The 16,380-nt window shown below is 70.4% G+C and carries 14 protein-coding genes; 7 read left to right on the plus strand and 7 right to left on the minus strand.

Annotation, left to right across the window (positions count from 1 at the left end):
* The 3 genes from ABZY11_RS35015 to ABZY11_RS35025 all read left to right on the plus strand — a co-directional run.
* The coding region (locus ABZY11_RS35015; RefSeq protein WP_356483035.1) for a Gfo/Idh/MocA family oxidoreductase at nucleotides 1-1,310 on the plus strand (1,310 nt) is incomplete at its 5' end.
* Between the two features lie 197 nt (nucleotides 1,311-1,507).
* The gene (locus tag ABZY11_RS35020; protein WP_356483036.1) at nucleotides 1,508-3,352 is read left to right on the plus strand and encodes an ABC transporter ATP-binding protein; all 1,845 of its coding nucleotides are present in this window, start codon (nucleotides 1,508-1,510) and stop codon (nucleotides 3,350-3,352) included.
* The gene (locus ABZY11_RS35025) at nucleotides 3,349-5,130 is read left to right on the plus strand and encodes an ABC transporter ATP-binding protein (protein WP_356483037.1); all 1,782 of its coding nucleotides are present in this window, start codon (nucleotides 3,349-3,351) and stop codon (nucleotides 5,128-5,130) included. Before ABZY11_RS35020 ends, ABZY11_RS35025 begins: the two co-directional genes overlap by 4 nt.
* Nucleotides 5,131-5,331: 201 nt before the next feature.
* Here the strand turns inward: ABZY11_RS35025 and ABZY11_RS35030 are convergent, their stop codons facing one another.
* Genes ABZY11_RS35030 through ABZY11_RS35045 form a run of 4 tightly spaced genes read right to left on the minus strand, consistent with a single transcriptional unit; the run spans nucleotide 5,332 to nucleotide 9,350 of the window.
* Nucleotides 5,332-6,216, minus strand: a complete 885-nt coding sequence (locus ABZY11_RS35030; RefSeq protein WP_356483038.1) for a nucleoside hydrolase — start codon at nucleotides 6,214-6,216, stop codon at nucleotides 5,332-5,334.
* A 59-nt stretch (nucleotides 6,217-6,275) separates the two neighbouring features.
* The gene (locus tag ABZY11_RS35035) at nucleotides 6,276-7,142 is read right to left on the minus strand and encodes a carbohydrate ABC transporter permease (protein WP_356483039.1); all 867 of its coding nucleotides are present in this window, start codon (nucleotides 7,140-7,142) and stop codon (nucleotides 6,276-6,278) included.
* Nucleotides 7,143-7,146: 4 nt separating this feature from the next.
* The gene (locus tag ABZY11_RS35040; protein WP_356483040.1) at nucleotides 7,147-8,058 is read right to left on the minus strand and encodes a sugar ABC transporter permease; all 912 of its coding nucleotides are present in this window, start codon (nucleotides 8,056-8,058) and stop codon (nucleotides 7,147-7,149) included.
* Nucleotides 8,055-9,350 (minus strand): extracellular solute-binding protein, encoded by a 1,296-nt coding sequence (locus ABZY11_RS35045; RefSeq protein WP_356483041.1) that lies wholly within the window; start codon nucleotides 9,348-9,350, stop codon nucleotides 8,055-8,057. Before ABZY11_RS35045 ends, ABZY11_RS35040 begins: the two co-directional genes overlap by 4 nt.
* A gap of 116 nt (nucleotides 9,351-9,466) precedes the next feature.
* On the opposite strand from ABZY11_RS35045, the gene ABZY11_RS35050 reads away from it, so the two are divergent.
* Entirely contained in the window at nucleotides 9,467-10,525 is a 1,059-nt protein-coding gene (locus ABZY11_RS35050; RefSeq protein ID WP_356483042.1) for a LacI family DNA-binding transcriptional regulator, read from the plus strand.
* Between the two features lie 36 nt (nucleotides 10,526-10,561).
* Here the strand turns inward: ABZY11_RS35050 and ABZY11_RS35055 are convergent, their stop codons facing one another.
* Entirely contained in the window at nucleotides 10,562-11,353 is a 792-nt protein-coding gene (locus ABZY11_RS35055; protein ID WP_356483043.1) for a metal-dependent hydrolase, read from the minus strand.
* 139 nt (nucleotides 11,354-11,492) lie between these two features.
* Between ABZY11_RS35055 and ABZY11_RS35060 the strand changes: the two genes are divergently transcribed.
* Both ABZY11_RS35060 and ABZY11_RS35065 read left to right on the plus strand, forming a co-directional pair.
* Entirely contained in the window at nucleotides 11,493-14,006 is a 2,514-nt protein-coding gene (locus ABZY11_RS35060) for a DUF3516 domain-containing protein (RefSeq protein ID WP_356483044.1), read from the plus strand.
* Between the two features lie 49 nt (nucleotides 14,007-14,055).
* Nucleotides 14,056-14,928, plus strand: a complete 873-nt coding sequence (locus tag ABZY11_RS35065; protein WP_356483045.1) for an acyl-CoA thioesterase II — start codon at nucleotides 14,056-14,058, stop codon at nucleotides 14,926-14,928.
* Between the two features lie 11 nt (nucleotides 14,929-14,939).
* Here ABZY11_RS35065 and ABZY11_RS35070 read toward each other — a convergent pair whose 3' ends face one another.
* Nucleotides 14,940-15,191: a DUF6011 domain-containing protein gene (locus tag ABZY11_RS35070; RefSeq protein ID WP_356483046.1), complete on the minus strand. Its 252-nt coding sequence runs from the start codon at nucleotides 15,189-15,191 to the stop codon at nucleotides 14,940-14,942.
* 127 nt (nucleotides 15,192-15,318) lie between these two features.
* Here ABZY11_RS35070 and ABZY11_RS35075 point away from each other — a divergent pair, with 127 nt between their 5' ends.
* Nucleotides 15,319-16,029: a hypothetical protein gene (locus tag ABZY11_RS35075; RefSeq protein ID WP_356483047.1), complete on the plus strand. Its 711-nt coding sequence runs from the start codon at nucleotides 15,319-15,321 to the stop codon at nucleotides 16,027-16,029.
* Between the two features lie 36 nt (nucleotides 16,030-16,065).
* Here ABZY11_RS35075 and ABZY11_RS35080 read toward each other — a convergent pair whose 3' ends face one another.
* Nucleotides 16,066-16,353 (minus strand): SHOCT domain-containing protein, encoded by a 288-nt coding sequence (locus ABZY11_RS35080; RefSeq protein WP_356483048.1) that lies wholly within the window; start codon nucleotides 16,351-16,353, stop codon nucleotides 16,066-16,068.
* Between the last annotated feature and the right edge of the window lie 27 nt (nucleotides 16,354-16,380).

Genomic DNA, 16,380 nt, shown 5'->3' on the forward strand with positions numbered 1-16,380 from the left:
CCGCCGCCCCGGGCCGGGGCCCGGAGGCCTCCGCGGACCTGTCGGCCGCGCCCGAGCGCCGGGGCAGGACCATGGTGGGAGTCCCCTTCGACCGGCGCTCCACCGTCCGGGTCGGCATCGTCGGCCTCGGCAATCGCGGTGGCAGCATGATCGATCTCTTCCTCGCCATCGGTGGTGTACAGGTCGTCGCCGTCTGCGATCCGGTCAAGGCCAAGGCGCAACGGGCCGCAGCGAAGGTGACCGCCGCGGGTCAGCCGGCGCCCGCCGTCTATACCAACGGCGAGGACGACTACGAGAACCTCTGCAAGCGCGGAGACATCGACTTCGTCTATGTGGCGACGCCCTGGGACTCCCACTTCCAGATGGCGAAGACCGCCATGCTGAACGGAAAGCATGTCGGCGTGGAGTGTCCGATCGCGCTCCAGCTCGACCAGCTCTGGGAGCTGGTCGACCTGTCCGAGCGCACCAGACGCCACTGCATGCAGCTGGAGAACTGCTGCTACGGGCAGAACGAGATGCGGGTGCTGCGCATGGCGCATGCCGGTCTCTTCGGTGATCTGCTGCACGGCGCGGGCGCGTACAACCACGATCTCCGTGGCCTGATGTTCGACCCGGACTACTACGAAGGCCCTTGGCGCAGGCTGTGGCACACCAGACTGCGTGGCGATCTCTACCCCAACCACGGGTTCGGCCCGGTCGCCAATTACATGGACATCAACCGCGGCGACCGTGCGGTGAGCATCACCAGCGTCGGTTCCCCGGCCCTCGGTCTCGCCGAGTACCGCGAGAAGAACATGCCGGCCGGCGACCCCAGCTGGAAGGAGACCTATATCGAGTCCGACCGGACCATCAGTCTCGTCCAGACCGCCAAGGGACGGGTCATCCGGCTGGAGCACGATGTGTCCACTCCGCATCCGTATTCGCGGATCAACAGCCTCGGCGGCACGAAGGGCGTCTTCGAGGACTACCCCGCCCGTATCTACATCGAGCCCGACCACACCAACGACAGCTGGGGCGACTTCTCCCAGTACAAGGAGTGGGACCACTGGCTGTGGAAGGAACACGCCAACCCGCCCGGCGGCCACGGCGGCATGGACTACATGCTGGTGTTCCGGCTGATGCAGTGCATGCGCCTCGGCCTCGTCCCCGACTTCGATGTGTACGACGCGGCGACCTGGACCTCGCCCGTGCCGCTCAGCCACCTGTCCATCAAGGCGAAGGGCGCGCCGCAGCAGATCCCGGACTTCACCCGGGGTGAGTGGAAGAAGGCCCGCTCCGGCATGGACTCGGAGAACCCCGAAAAGGCCTGAACGGACAGGCAGGCCGGGTAGGCGCCCTGCGGGGCCCGGCCCGGCCTGCCTTTTCGTATCGCGACCATGGCGCGAAACGTGCCGTTCCCGCAGAAAACCAATTGCTCCGACCGACGTCCCGGGCGAACCTTGCACGGTTTGGGTCACTCACTTGATCCATTCACCGAACAAACCGTCACACCGAACCATGGGACGTCATGCAGATTCGCGATCTTCCCTACTCAGATCCTGGCGATCCCGATGTCCGGTCAGGCCCACGCTTCCTGCTCTGGCTCGGCCGCAATCAGCTCAAGGGCCAGCTCAAGTCCATGTCCTGGGGCCTGCTGCACCAGTGCTCCATCGCCGGGCTGCCGCCCGCCGTCGGCTTCGCCGTCCAGGCGGTCGTCGACCGTTCCGGCAGCCGGCTCGCATGGTCGGGCGGGCTGATCGCGGTCCTGGGCGTGCTGATCTCAGTGGGCGACACCATGCTCCACCGGACCGCCGTCACCAACTGGATCACTGCCGCCGCCCGGGTCCAGCAGCTGCTGGCCCGCAAGACCGCGGAGCTCGGCTCGGCGCTGACCCGGCGGGTCGCGGCGGGCGAAGTGGTGGCGGTGTCCACCGGTGACGTCGAGAAGATCGGATGGTTCGTCGAGGCGCTCTCCCGGTTCGCCGCGGCGGCCGCCGCGCTGGTGCTGATCTGTGCGGGGCTCCTGCTGTATCTGCCGTCGCTGGGCATCCTGGTGACGGTCGCCGTACCGCTGCTGGCCCTCGCCGTGCTGCCGCTGCTCCCCCGGGCCACCCGGCGTGCGGACCTCCAGCGCGAGAAGGCCGGCAAGGCCACGGAACTGGCCTCGGACACCGTCGCGGGTCTGCGGGTGCTGCGCGGGATCGGCGGCGAGGAACTCTTCCTCGGCCGCTATCGGCGCGCCTCCCAGGAGGTCCGCGAGGCCGCGGTGCACAGCGCGCGGATGTGGTCGCTGATCTCGGCGATCCAGGTGCTGCTGCCCGGCCTGCTGCTCATCTCGCTGGTCGTGTACGGGGCGATGCTGGCCCGGGACGGCCGGATCGAGGTCGGTCAGCTGGTCACGGTGTACAGCGCGGCGACCCTGATGCTGTTCCCGCTCCGCCACTTCGAAGAGATCGCGATGGCGTACTCCTTCTCGCGGCCCTCCGCCCAGCGGGCGGTCCGGGTGCTGTCGCTGCGCCGCACCGCCCAGCCGTCGACCGTCGACACCACGCCGACCGGCGATCTGTACGACCCGGCCACCGGTCTGATGGCCCCGGCCGGTCTGTTCACCGCGGTGGTCTGCGGCGACCCGGACGAGGCCGGCCGGCTGGCCGAGCGGCTCGGCGGACACGCGCAGGTGGACGTGGACGCGCACGCCGACCCGGGCTCGAACGAGGACGCCACGGAACAGAAGGCCCCGTCCGTCCTGCTCGGTGGCGTACCGCTGGACGAACTCCCGCTGGACTGCGCCCGGACCGCCGTGCTGGTCCAGGACAAGGACCCGGTTCTGCTCTCCGGCACGCTGCGCGAGCTGCTGGACGTTCCGTCGTCCGGCCGGGTGACCGCCGAGGAAGCGCTGACGGCCGCGCAGTGCGGCGATGTGCTGGACTCCTTGGCGCAGGCGTCCGTCGCCACGGACGGCGACCCGATGGCGACCCGGATCACCGAACGCGGCAGGTCGCTCTCGGGCGGCCAGCGTCAGCGGCTCGCGCTGGCCCGCTCCCTGGTGACCGACCCGGAGGCGCTGGTTCTCGACGAGCCGACCTCCGCCGTCGACTCGCACACGGAGGCCCGGGTCGCCGCCGGGATCAAGTCGTTGCGCCAGGGCCGCACCACCGTGGCGTTCGCCTCGTCACCGCTGCTGCTCGACCTCGCGGACCGGGTGGTGCTGGTGCACAAGGGCACCGTCGTCGCGGTCGGCGGGCACCGTGAGCTCCTGCGCACGGACCCCCACTACCGGGCGGTCGTGACACGTGAGACGGACGAGGAGATCGAGGCCCTGACCGCTCGGGGCGCGACCGGAACGATCGAGGAAATCGAGGAACGGGCATGATCGGCGTCGCAGTACCGGCGTACGACCCGGCCGCGCCGGAGTCGGCGACGACCCTGCCGGTCGGCACCCCCACCACCGTACGGAGCTATGTACGGGAGCTGTTGCGGCGCCATCGTGGGCGGTTCACCGTGCTCGTCGCGTTCAACGCCATCGCGGTGATCGCGTCGATCGTCGGCCCGTATCTGCTGGGCGGGCTGGTCGAGGACCTATCCGGGGGCGTGCGGGACCTCCATCTGGAGCGCACCGCCGGGGTGTTCGCGCTCGCGTTGATCGTGCAGACCGTGTTCACCCGGCTGATGCGCCTGCGCAGCGCGATGCTCGGTGAGGAGATGCTGGCCGATCTGCGCGAGGACTTCCTCGTGCGGTCGGTCGGGCTGCCGCCGGGGGTGCTGGAGCGGGCCGGTACCGGCGATCTGCTCTCCAGGATCACCACGGACATCGACCGGCTGGCCAACGCGATGCGCGAGGCCGTGCCGCAGCTCGCGATCGGCGTGGTGTGGGCGGGGCTGCTCCTTGCCGCCCTCACCGTGACGGCTCCGCCGCTGGCGCTCTCGGTGCTGCTCGCCCTGCCCGTGCTGGTCCTCGGCTGCCGCTGGTACTTCAAGCGGGCGCCGTCCGCGTACCGTTCGGAGGCCGCGGGATACGCCGCGGTCGCCGCGATGCTCGCGGAGACCGTGGACGGCGGACGGACCGTGGAGGCGCACCGACTGGGTGCGCGCCGGGTGGCGCTGTCGGACACACGCATCCGGCAGTGGACCGCGTGGGAGCGGTACACACTGTTCCTGCGTTCCGTACTCTTCCCCGTCATCAATGTCACCTATGTGACGATTCTGGGCGCGGTACTGATGCTCGGCGGCTGGTTCGTCATCGAGGGATGGCTGACCGTGGGGCAGCTGACGACGGGGGCGCTGCTGGCGCAGATGATGGTCGACCCGCTCGGTCTGATCCTGCGCTGGTACGACGAGTTGCAGGTCGCTCAGGTCTCGCTGGCCCGGCTGGTCGGGGTGCGGGACATCGAACCGGACGCGGGCGACGCGGAGGTCGTCCCGGACGGCCGTGATGTCCGGGCCGACGAGGTGCGCTTCGGGTACCGCGCCGGGCTGGACGTCCTGCACCGGGTGTCGCTGGACGTCGCGCCGGGTACGCGCCTCGCGCTGGTCGGCCCGTCGGGTGCCGGCAAGTCCACGCTGGGCCGGCTGCTGGCCGGGATCTACGCCCCGCGCACCGGCGAAGTGACGCTCGGCGGCGCCGAGTTGTCACGGATGAGGGCGGAGGACGTGCGTACGCATGTGGCGCTGGTCAACCAGGAGCACCATGTGTTCACCGGTTCACTGCGGGACAACCTGCTGCTGGCCCGTACGGGCGCCGGGGATGCCGAGCTGTGGGCGTCGCTGGCGGCGGTCGACGCGGACGGCTGGGCGAGGGCGCTGGAGGAGGGGCTGGACACCGAGGTCGGCTCCGGCGGCCTGGCGCTGACTCCGGCTCAGGCCCAGCAGATCGCGCTGGCCCGGCTGGTCCTGGCCGATCCGCACACGCTGGTGCTGGACGAGGCGACATCGCTGCTGGACCCGCGGGCCGCCCGCCATCTGGAGCGCTCGCTGGCCCGGGTGCTGGACGGCCGTACGGTCGTGGCGATCGCGCACCGGCTGCACACCGCGCACGACGCGGATGTCATCGCGGTGGTGGAGAGCGGCCGGATCAGCGAACTGGGAACTCATGACGAGCTGGTGGCGGCGGACGGCGCGTATGCGGCGCTGTGGCGGTCCTGGCACGGCTGAGCGGCCGGACGGTCTCCCGGTCGGCCGGCCGGGAGACCGTGGCCCGCCCCCGCGGAGCGCCGGGCGTCGGCGCGGGGGCACGCGGACAGCCGTCGGCCCCACGTCGTGCCAGGCGTCGCGGGGCAGGCGGGACCTTGCGGACAGGGCCTCGACGGGCGAGAACTGTCCGCGGGTTCGGATGACGGCTTCGCGGTCGCGTTCTCAGTCGCCCTCCGAGGCCCGCACGATCCGGGCCACGATCTCTTCCGCGACGGCTTCCACATCGGCGTCCACGACCAGGTCCACCTGGCCGTCCGGGTCGGCGGTGAAGACGGTCAGCCCTTCGTCGGTGACCTCGACCGTGCCGCGCTCGGTGGTGTAGAGGTCGGGGCGCAGCAGGGAGAGCGCGGTGATCGGGTCGTGCGGGACGCTCCAGGGTTCGCCGGTGAAGCCGGTCCAGGCGTCGATCTCGCGGGCGAGCGCCGAACCGTACGCGCCCGCTTCCCGGATCGCTTCGATGCCGGGACGCTCGATGCGCAGCCGCGTGGTGATGTCCAGGCCGGTGACGACGGTGCGGATGCCGGAGCCGAAGACGGTGCGGGCGGCCGTGATGTCGCTGACGATGTTGTGCTCGGCCTTGGCGCCGGGCCCGAAGCTGCCGCCCATCATGTACAGGGTGCGTACGCCCATGGCGAAGCGGTCGTCGAGGCGGATCGCGCGGGCGATGTTGGCGAGCGGGGCGATGGCGATGACATCGGTCTCGCCGGGCCGGGCGAGGACCGTGTCGACGAGGAAGCGGTCCGCGGCGACGGTGTCGAGCACCGGCTCGGTCTCCAGGTCGGTGAAGGCCTTGCCCTCGTGCCCGGCCCACCAGACGTCCTTGCCGGAGAGGGTCTCGGTGGCGCCGGGGACGACGGTGAGGTCGTGACCGGCGAGGGTGCCGAGCCGGTGCGCGAGGCGGGCCCGGAGCAGGGTGTCGCCGTAGACGGTGGTGATGCCGGTGATCCGGGCCTCGGGCGAGCCGAGCAGCACACCGAGGGCGAGCGCGTCGTCGACGTCGCTGCCGATGTCGGTGTCGAGGAGGATGTCGGCGGGGGGCTGAGTCACGGTGTTCCTCGGGTCGTTGGAATGGGCTTCGTGGTTCGGACGGGCGGTGCGGCCGGCGGTCACTTCAGACCGCTGCCCGCGATCGACTGGGTGAAGTACCGCTGCAGGCGCAGCAGGACGACGAGCGGGATGACGGTCAGGACGACGGCGGCGGCGAACACCTGGCCGTAGTCGACGACCATCTGGCCCTGAAGGGTGCCGAGCGCGATCGGGCCGAGCTGCTTGTCCGGTTCGGTGCCGACGAGCAGCGGCCACATGTAGGACTGCCACTGGAAGGTGAACAGGGTCAGTCCGGCACCGATCAGGGCGGGCCGCGACAGGGGCACGTAGACCTTCCAGAAGATGCCCCACCAGCCGAGCCCGTCCATCCGGGCGGCCTCGACGAGTTCGCGCGGGATGGCCAGGAAGAACTGGCGCAGCAGGAAGATCGCCAGACCGTTGCCGATGCCGGGCAGGATCAGTCCGGTGTAGGTGTTCTGCAGGCCCCAGTCGCGGAAGATGTCCGAGAGCGGGATCGCTATGGCGTCGAACGGGATCATGAAGCTGAGCAGGATCACGGCGAAGACGAGCCCGCGGCCGCGGAACCGGAACACCGAGAGGGCGAACGCGGCCATCGCGGAGAGCAGCAGTCCGATCAGAACGGTGGCGACGGCCACCCCGATGGAGTTGAGCACGGCACGGCCGAAGTCGCCCTGAAAGAGCGTCACATAGTTGTGCAGGGTGGCGTCCGTCGGGATCAGACTGCTCCAGGAGAGCCGGTCGAGTCCGCCGAGGACCTCGTCACCGGGGCGGAGAGAGCCGGTGAGCACCCACAGCAGCGGGAGGGCGAAGAGCACTCCGACGACGACGGCGGTGGCGAGCGGCATGTGCCTCAGCGCGGAGGGCCGGCGTCGCGTCGGCCGCTGGGGAACGGTGGTTGTCTTCATCGGTTCACTCCTCGCCCTTGCCCTGCATCATCCGGAACTGGACGGCGACGACCGCGAGGGTGATGGCGACGAGCACCACCACTTCGGCCTGGGCGAAGTTGATGTCGCCGACGCTGTAGGCGCGGCGGAACACGTCGTACATCATGAGATTGGTCGAGCCGTCGGGGCCGCCGCGGGTCAGCAGTTGCACGGGGGCGAACACCAGGAAGTTGGAGACGGTGTCGGCGACCAGGACGAAGGCGAGCGGGCGGCGCAGCAGCGGCAGTGTGACGTGGACGAACCGCTGCCAGGCGGAGGCGCCGTCGACGGCGGCCGCGTCGTAGCACTCCTGCGGGATGTCCTGGAGTCCGGCGATCAGGAACATCATCCAGTAGCCGACGCCGACCCAGGACATCAGCACGATGAGGGCGAAGAGTGCCTGCTCGGAGCTGGTGAGGAAAGGTTGCGGCGGAATGCCCATCGTGCCGAGGACGGCGTTGAGCGGTCCTTCGGGGCGGTAGAGGATGCCCCAGATGACGGCGGAGACGGCCGGTGGCACGGCGATGGGTGCGAAGACCAGCGACCGCCAGAAGCGGACTCCCGCGAAGCGGCGGTTCAGCAGGACGGCGAGGCCGAGGGCGATGAGCACCTGGAGCGGGTTGATGACCAGGCTGAACAGCAGCGTCACCCGGACGCTCTGCCAGAACTGGCTGTCGGCGAAGAGGTCGGCGTAGTTGCCGAGTCCGACGAAGGTGGTGACGCCGTCGACGAGGCTGTGGTGGCGCAGGCTGCTGATGACGGCCATCGCGGCGGGCAGCAGTCGCAGCACGACGAGGGCGAGGAGCGCGGGGGCCAGGAAGTACAGGGCTGTCCTGCCCTGCGAGGTGGAGCGGCGGCGCGGGGAGCGCTTCGGGGTTCGGGTCGCCGTGGTGGTCATCGCAGTCGCTCCCAGGTGCGCACGAGTTCGCCGGAGGCCTTCGCCAGCCGGGGTTCCACCGCCGAGCCGTTGCGGATGTCGGAGAAGGCCGAGCCCATGACGGTCTCGAACTGGGTGTAGCCGATGCTGCGCGGCCGGCTGACGGCGGTGTGCGCGAGCTCGTACCGCATGATCGTGGCCACTCCCGCGGTGCTCCTGGTGGCCCGGTGTTCCAGGTCCGCCGCGTAACGGTCGAAGGCCTTGCGGTTGGACGGGATGAGCGGGGACGCCTCGACGGTCCGGAGGCTGCCCTCGGTGGTCAGTGCGGCGTACTCCATGAACCGCAGGGCCGCTTCGGGGTGTTCGGCGTACGGGTTGACGCCCCAGGACCAGGAGTCGGTGGGGGTGACGGCGCGGCCGTGGGCGAACTTCGGCTGGGGCGCGGTGCCCCAGGTGAAGTCCTTCAGCCCGGCGAAGGCGCCGAGGTTCCAGGGGCCGCCGACGAAGAACGGCACCCGGCCCGAGGTGAAGAGCGAGGAGAGCTGGTACGAGGGGACGCCGCGCGGTGAGGAGCCGTCGGCGAAGAGGGTGCGGTACCAGTTCAGGGCGTCGATCCAGCCCTGGGTGGTGACGGCGGGGGTGAGCATGTCCTTGCCGGTGATGCCGGAGCCGCCGTGCAGGGACTCGACGAGGGGCTGGAGCCCGTAGTAGAGGTCGGTCTGTTCCAGCAGCAGGGCGTAGTCGGCGCCCGCCCGTTCCATCGCCCGGCGGCCGACGCTCCTGGTCCGCTCCCAGCTCCACCGGTCGGCGGGCGAGGATCCGGGGAGCGGGGCGCCGGCCCTGGTGAGCAGGTCGGCGTTGTAGAAGAGGTACTGGGTGGAGGTCCAGATCGGCAGTGAGCGGAGCCTGCCCTGCCAGGAGCTGACGCCGTACTGCTCGGGGGTGACTGCGGCCCTGGCCCGCGCGGCGACCGGGGCGAGGTCGGTGAGGAAGCCGCGTGCGGTGAGTGCCGGTACGCGGGGCTGGTCCACGGCGTACACGTCGATCGCGTCGTCCTTCGCGGAGAGCCGCAGCTGGAGGACGTCACCGAGCTGGTCCGGCGGTACGGGGGTGTAGTCGATCCGCAGGTCGGGATTGGCCCGCTCGAAGCCTCGGATGACCGCCCGGAACGTCTCGGGGGTCTCCGGGCCGAGGAACCGTACCGCTGTTCTGCCGTCCGCCGGGCGGCTGCCCGAGCAGCCTGCCAGGGCCGCGGCGGACGCCGCGCCGAGCGCGGCACCGAGCACGGCTCTGCGGCTTGGAGAGCTCGTCATACGGCTCTCCGGCCTGCGATGGACATCACGTCTCCAAATCGTTTTGCATTGGCTGACTCGGCCCGTGTGCGGCGCGATCGCAAGCACCATACAAAACGTTTTGCACAATGGATAGAGTGACCTCGAACACCAGGACAACATTCCTGGACGACTACGGGAGGCCGATGGTGCAGGGCGGGAGCCGGGTCAAGATCGTCGATGTGGCGTCCGAGGCGGGCGTCAGCGTCACCACGGTCTCCCATGTGCTGAGCGGTCGCCGCCCGGTCTCGGCCGCCACCCGCTCCCGGGTCGAGGACGTCATACAACGCCTCGGCTACCAGGCCGACCCGTCGGCGCGCGGCCTGCGCACCCAGCGCACCCGCACCCTGGGGCTGGTCGTCCCGGACATCACCAACCCGTTCAACACCTCGATCGCCGCGGGCATGCAGGAGATCGCCCTGGCCCATGAGTATCTGACGGTGGTCTGCGAGGCCCCCATGGACGGCCCGCACCTGCCCGCGGTGATCCGGCAGCTGGTCGCGCGCCGCATAGACGGCATCGTGATCGGCCGGTACGGCGCCACCCGGCGCGATCTGGACCGGATCGTGGCCTCGGGGTCGAAGCTGGTGCGGCTCGGCGGCCGGCTGGAGCCGGCGCTCGGCGATGTGGTCAGGGCCGCCGAGACCGAGGGAATGCACGACCTGGTCAGCCATCTGGTGGGGCGTGGCTACCGCCGTATCGCGTTCATCGGCGGTGCACCAGGGGTGGAGCCGGGCGAGGAGCGGTTCGCGGGTTACCGCAAGGCCCTGGAGTCGGCGGGGCTGCCGGTCCCGGAGGAGCTGGTCGTCTGGACCGGATTCACCCGCGAGGGCGGGCGGGCCGGGGCCGCGGCCGTGCTGGACGCGGCGGAGCCGCCGGACGCCGTGGTGTGCGCCAACGACCTGATCGCGATCGGCGCGCTGGACACGGCACGGGCCGCCGGACTGCGGGTGCCGCACGATGTGGCGATCACCGGGTACGACGACATCGAGGCGGCCTCGCTGGTCTCCCCCGCACTCACCACCGTGCTCAACCCGGCCCGGGAGATCGGGCGTTCCGCCGCGCGGCTGCTGGTCGACCGGCTCGACGGGGAGGGTACGGGGGCGGCCAGGGAGATCGTCCTGGCGCACCGGCTGGTGCCGCGGGAGTCCGCCTGAGCGCACCCGCCCGAATCCGGCCGCCGGACGCGGCGGTCAGATGACGTTCAGCGCGGCAGCCCCGCCCACTCCCCCGAGCACCATGAACACCGGCATCAGCACCTTCAGCTCCACCCAGCTGCCGGCCCGGAACCGCATGCCCTTCGGCGGGCCGATCGGGTACCAGCGCTTGCGGCCGATCGGGATGGGCCACAGGATCGGGCAGCCGGAGACGGTCAGCGCGTCGCCGATGTCGTGGACGAGGGCGCCGAGCACGATCGGCAGCCCGAGCCACAGGTACTCCTGGCCGGGGGCGGTGAACAGCCAGTCCGAGCCGTTGCCCGGCTTGTCCAGGACGCCGGCCAGTATCCAGGCGCTGGTCGCGCCGAGCAGCCAGACCAGGACGTCGCTGGACATCCGGGCGGCCCGCCAGAGCAGTCCTTCGACGGCGAGCACCAGGTGCACGAAGAGGATCGCCAGGACCGCCCACCGGCCGCCGGTGATCGCCGCGGCGGAGGCCCCGGCGCCGATCAGGACGGCCCAGAGCCAGGTGTGGGTCAGGGTCCGGTGGCCACCGTTGCGGTGCGAGTCGCCGCGCATCCGGGTCGCCTTGTAGACGGCGTGCGAGAGCTTGTCGACGATCTCGCAGAGCCCCCGGGACACCGGCCCGAAGGCGCGCGAGATGGTCGCGGACTTGTGGTCGAGGTCCGGGGCCAGCGCGGCTCCGGCGGTGATCAGCGCCCCGACTACGAGGACGGGCCACGGCATCGTGTGGCCGGCGGCGGCCGCCGCCGCGCCCACCCCCAGCCAGGCCGCCGCCCCTGACAGAGAGTGTGCCGGTCCCATCATGGTTCTTCCCGCCCCCAGAGTTGCATCGCTGCCATTGCCGTTACGGCACGGCCGAGTTGAGTGGGAAGCGTATCGCCCGTGATCTTCATACGGTCGTCCGGTTCCCTCATCCGGGCGGAAGGCAGGCAAGATGGGGGGCGTGACCCTTATCGATCAGCTGCCCCCGACCGACGACCCCGACGCCCTCTTCGAGGCTTTCTCGTCATGGACCGAGACGCGGGGCATCACCCTCTATCCGGCCCAGGAGGAGGCGCTGATCGAGGTGGTCTCCGGCGCGAACGTGATCCTTTCCACCCCGACCGGCTCCGGAAAGAGCCTGGTCGCGGCGGGCGCGCACTTCACCGCGCTGGCCCAGGACAAGGTCACCTTCTACACCGCGCCGATCAAGGCACTGGTCTCGGAGAAGTTCTTCGACCTGTGCAAGCTGTTCGGTACGGAGAACGTCGGCATGCTCACCGGCGATGCCTCGGTCAACGCCGACGCCCCGGTGATCTGCTGCACGGCCGAGGTGCTGGCCTCCATCGCGCTGCGGGACGGCAAGTACGCCGACATCGGCCAGGTCGTGATGGACGAGTTCCACTTCTATGCCGAGCCGGACCGCGGCTGGGCCTGGCAGATCCCGCTGCTGGAGCTGCCGCAGGCCCAGTTCGTCCTGATGTCGGCCACGCTCGGCGACGTCCGGATGTTCGAGGAGGACCTGACCCGCCGCACCGGCCGCCCGACGTCCGTGGTGCGCTCGGCGACCCGGCCGGTCCCGCTCAGCTACGAGTACCGGCTGACTCCGATCACCGAGACCCTCACCGAACTCCTGGACACCAGGCAGTCGCCGGTCTACATCGTGCACTTCACCCAGGCCGCGGCCGTCGAGCGGGCGCAGTCGCTGATGAGCATCAACATGTGCACCAAGGAGGAGAAGGAGAAGATCGCCGATCTGATCGGCAACTTCCGCTTCACCACCAAGTTCGGCCAGAACCTCTCCCGCTATGTGCGGCACGGCATCGGGGTGCACCACGCGGGCATGCTGCCGAAGTACCGGCGCCTGGTGGAGAAGCTCGCCCAGGCCGGTCTGCTGAAGGTGATCTGCGGTACGGACACCCTCGGCGTCGGCGTCAACGTCCCCATCCGCACAGTGCTGTTCACCGCGCTCACCAAGTACGACGGCACCCGGGTGCGTACGCTGCGCGCCCGTGAGTTCCATCAGATCGCCGGCCGCGCGGGCCGGGCCGGCTTCGACACGGCGGGCTTCGTCGTGGCGCAGGCGCCCGAGCACGTCATCGAGAACGAGAAGGCCGTCAAGAAGGCGGGCGACGATCCGAAGAAGAAGCGCAAGGTGGTCCGCAAGAAGGCCCCCGAAGGCTTCGTCGCCTGGTCGGAGACCACGTTCGACAAGCTGATCCAGTCCGACCCGGAGCCCCTGACCTCCCGCTTCCGGGTCACGCACACCATGCTGCTGTCCGTGATCGCGCGTCCCGGCAACGCCTTCGAGGCGATGCGGCGTCTGCTGGAGGACAACCACGAGCCGCGCCGGGCTCAGCTCCGGCACATCCGCCGGGCCATCGCGATCTACCGCTCGCTGCTGGACGGCGGTGTCGTGGAACAGCTCGACAAGCCGGACGCGGAGGGCCGGATCGTCCGCCTCACCGTCGATCTCCAGCAGGACTTCGCGCTCAACCAGCCGCTGTCGACCTTCGCGCTGGCCGCGTTCGACCTGCTGGACCCGGACTCCCCCTCGTACGCGCTGGACATGGTCTCCGTGGTCGAGTCGACGCTCGACGACCCGCGGCAGATCCTCGCCGCGCAGCAGAACAAGGCGCGCGGCGAAGCGGTCGGGCAGATGAAGGCGGACGGTGTCGAGTACGAGGAGCGGATGGAGCTGCTCCAGGAGGTCACGTACCCGAAGCCGCTGAGCGAGCTGCTGTGGCACGCGTACGACGTGTACCGCAGGAGCCACCCGTGGGTCGGCGACCACCCGGTCTCGCCGAAGTCCGTGATCCGTGACATGTACGAACGCGCCATGACGTTCACGGAGTTCACCTCCAACTACGAGCTGGCCCGCACCGAGGGCATCGTGCTGCGCTATCTCGCCAGTGCGTACAAGGCGCTTGAGCACACCATCCCGGACGACATCAAGTCCGAGGACCTGGAGGACCTGATCGCCTGGCTGGGCGAGATGGTCCGTCAGGTGGACTCCAGCCTGCTCGACGAGTGGGAGCAGCTCGCCAACCCGGAGGTGGAGACCGCCGAAGAGGCGCAGGAGCGGGCCGACGAGGTGAAGCCGGTCACGGCCAACGCCCGCGCCTTCCGGGTGCTGGTGCGCAACGCGATGTTCCGCCGGGTGGAGCTGGCCGCGCTGGACAAGGTGGGTGAGCTCGGAGAGCTGGACGGCGACGCGGGCTGGGACGAGGACGCGTGGGGCGAGGCGATGGACGCCTACTGGGACGAGTACGACGACCTGGGGACGGGTCCGGACGCCCGCGGTCCGAAGCTGCTGAAGATCGACGAGGACGCGGCGCACGGTCTGTGGCGGGTCCGGCAGACCTTCGCCGATCCGAACGGCGACCACGACTGGGGCATCAGCGCGGAGATCGATCTGGCCGCCTCCGACGAGGAGGGCCGGGCCGTCGTCCGCGTGACCTCCGTCGGTCAGCTGTGAGGGCGTACGCCGTGGGCGCGGCGCCGCTGCGAGAGTGGAGACGAACGGCATGACGAATCCCGCCGAGCGCCTGGTCGATCTGCTCGACCTGGAGCGGATCGAGGTCAACATCTTCCGTGGGCGCAGTCCCCAGGAGTCCCTGCAACGGGTCTTCGGCGGGCAGGTCGCCGGGCAGGCACTGGTCGCGGCGGGCCGGACCACCGACGGGGACCGGCCGGTCCACTCGCTGCACGCGTACTTCCTGCGGCCGGGACGGCCGGGTGTGCCGATCGTGTACGAGGTGGAGCGCGTCCGGGACGGCCGGTCGTTCACCACGCGCCGGGTCACGGCCGTCCAGCAGGGCCGGACGATCTTCAATCTGACGGCGTCCTTCCACCGGCCGGAGGAGGCGGGCTTCGAGCACCAGCTGCCGCCGGCCCGCGAGGTCCCGGATCCGGAGGGGCTGCCGACCGTCGCCGAGGAGGTCCGTGAGCACCTGGGTGTGCTGCCGGACGCACTTGAACGCATGGCTCGACGGCAGCCCTTCGACGTCCGGTACGTAGACCGGCTGCGCTGGACGAAGGAGGAGGTCAAGGACGCCGACCCGCGCAGCGCGGTGTGGATGCGCGCGGTCGGCCCGCTGGGCGACGACCCGCTGGTGCACACCTGCGCGCTGACGTACGCAAGCGACATGACGCTGCTCGACGCGGTCCGTATCCCGGTGGAACCGCTGTGGGGTCCGCGGGGCTTCGATATGGCCTCGCTGGACCATGCCATGTGGTTTCACCGCCCGTTCCGGGCCGATGAGTGGTTCCTGTACGACCAGGAGTCGCCGGTCGCCACGGGCGGACGGGGGCTGGCGCGTGGCCGGATCTACGACCGCGAGGGCAATCTGCTGGTGTCCGTGGTGCAGGAGGGGCTGTTCCGCCGACTGGGCGAGTAGCCGGGTCCGGCTCAGGTGCCGGGCAGCGGGTCCTGCTCGGCCTCGTGGCGGCGGGTGCGGATGTCCGGGGGCGCCGGGTGGAGCTTGGCGTCGCAGGCGGGGCCCAGGCCGGTGCGACGTGACTCCCTACCGGTGAGCGGGCGGCCGCACATGCGGCAGCGCACCACCCGCCGCCGGGTGGTGCGGCCGTCCGGACCGTCCTCGGGCGGGGGCTCGGTGCCGGATCCGGGGAGGGGTTCGGGGAAGGGCTCGGCGGATTCCACGGATCGATCTTCTCAGGACGCCCCGTCTATTGTGCGACGTCCGAGCAACACACAGACGTCCCAGCAAGATGAAGACGTCCGAGCTACATGCAGACGTCCGAGCAGCACACAACGGAGGAGTTCACCGATGAGCAGCGTGCTGACGTTGAAGCGGGCACCCGAGCCGAAGAAGAACGGCGGGGCGCAGGAACAGGCCACGGCTCCGGGGGCACCCGCGCCCGTCGGCCATGTCATCGAGTTCACCGAAGGGCCCGGCGGCGAGTCACGGGTGGTCGCCCATGTGGAGCGCGAACTGCCGGAGGGCGGGATACCCGCGTACCTCGCGGCCCGCAAGACGGGGGCGCGTTCCTTCGTGCTGTGGGCCGACCCCGAGCGCCGGGCCCGGCTGGCCACCCTGGTCACCGCGTCCGCGGCAGACGGCGTCGCCACGTACCAGGTGCTGGGCGCGCAGGGCGAGCCGATCGGCACGCTCGTCCGTGAGAAGGCCCTCTCCGGCAAGGGGCTGCGGACCCGCTGGACGGTCGCCCAGACCGGTTGCCCGGAGGCGGTCGGCTTCAAGGGCCGGATTTTCTGGTGGTACGTATGGTGGCTGCTGCTCCCCATCCAGGTGGCGATCTGCGTGGGCAGCATCCTGAGCGGCAACGGTGATGCGGCACGCGGACCACGGCGGATCATCTGGCGCTCCGGCCGGGAGGTTCCGCTGGAGTTCCTCTCGGACAACGACGAGATCCATGTCCACGCGCCGTGGGTCGACTGGCGGCTCGCAGCGGCACTGAGCGCGCTGATCCGCACCTTCGACAGCTGGATGGGCACGCCCTGGGACGACAAGCGGACGTGAACCGGGCGCGCGGTCCCGGTCACACGGCCGGGCCGGTCAGAGGCCGAGGATTCTGGCCTTCTGGGCCTGGAACTCGCTCTCGCTCAGCACTCCCTGGCTCTTGAGGTCACCGAGGTCCTTGAGCTGGGCGATCTTGTTGCTCATCTCGTCCTCCGCCGCGACGGACGTGGGCGGGGGCGCCGCGGGAGCGGGCTGGGCCTGCGCCTGTTCGGCGTCCTGCCGTGCCCAGCGGCCCGCCTGCCGCCGGGAGACCCGGTTGGAGACCGAGGTGGCGGTTCCGGCGATCACCGCTGTGCGGGCAACGCCACGAAGAAGGCCTGGCATGGTGCTTCTCCTTTGACTGACTCTGCG

The sequence above is a fragment of the Streptomyces sp. NPDC006510 genome, assembly GCF_040611955.1.
GTDB lineage: Bacteria > Actinomycetota > Actinomycetes > Streptomycetales > Streptomycetaceae > Streptomyces.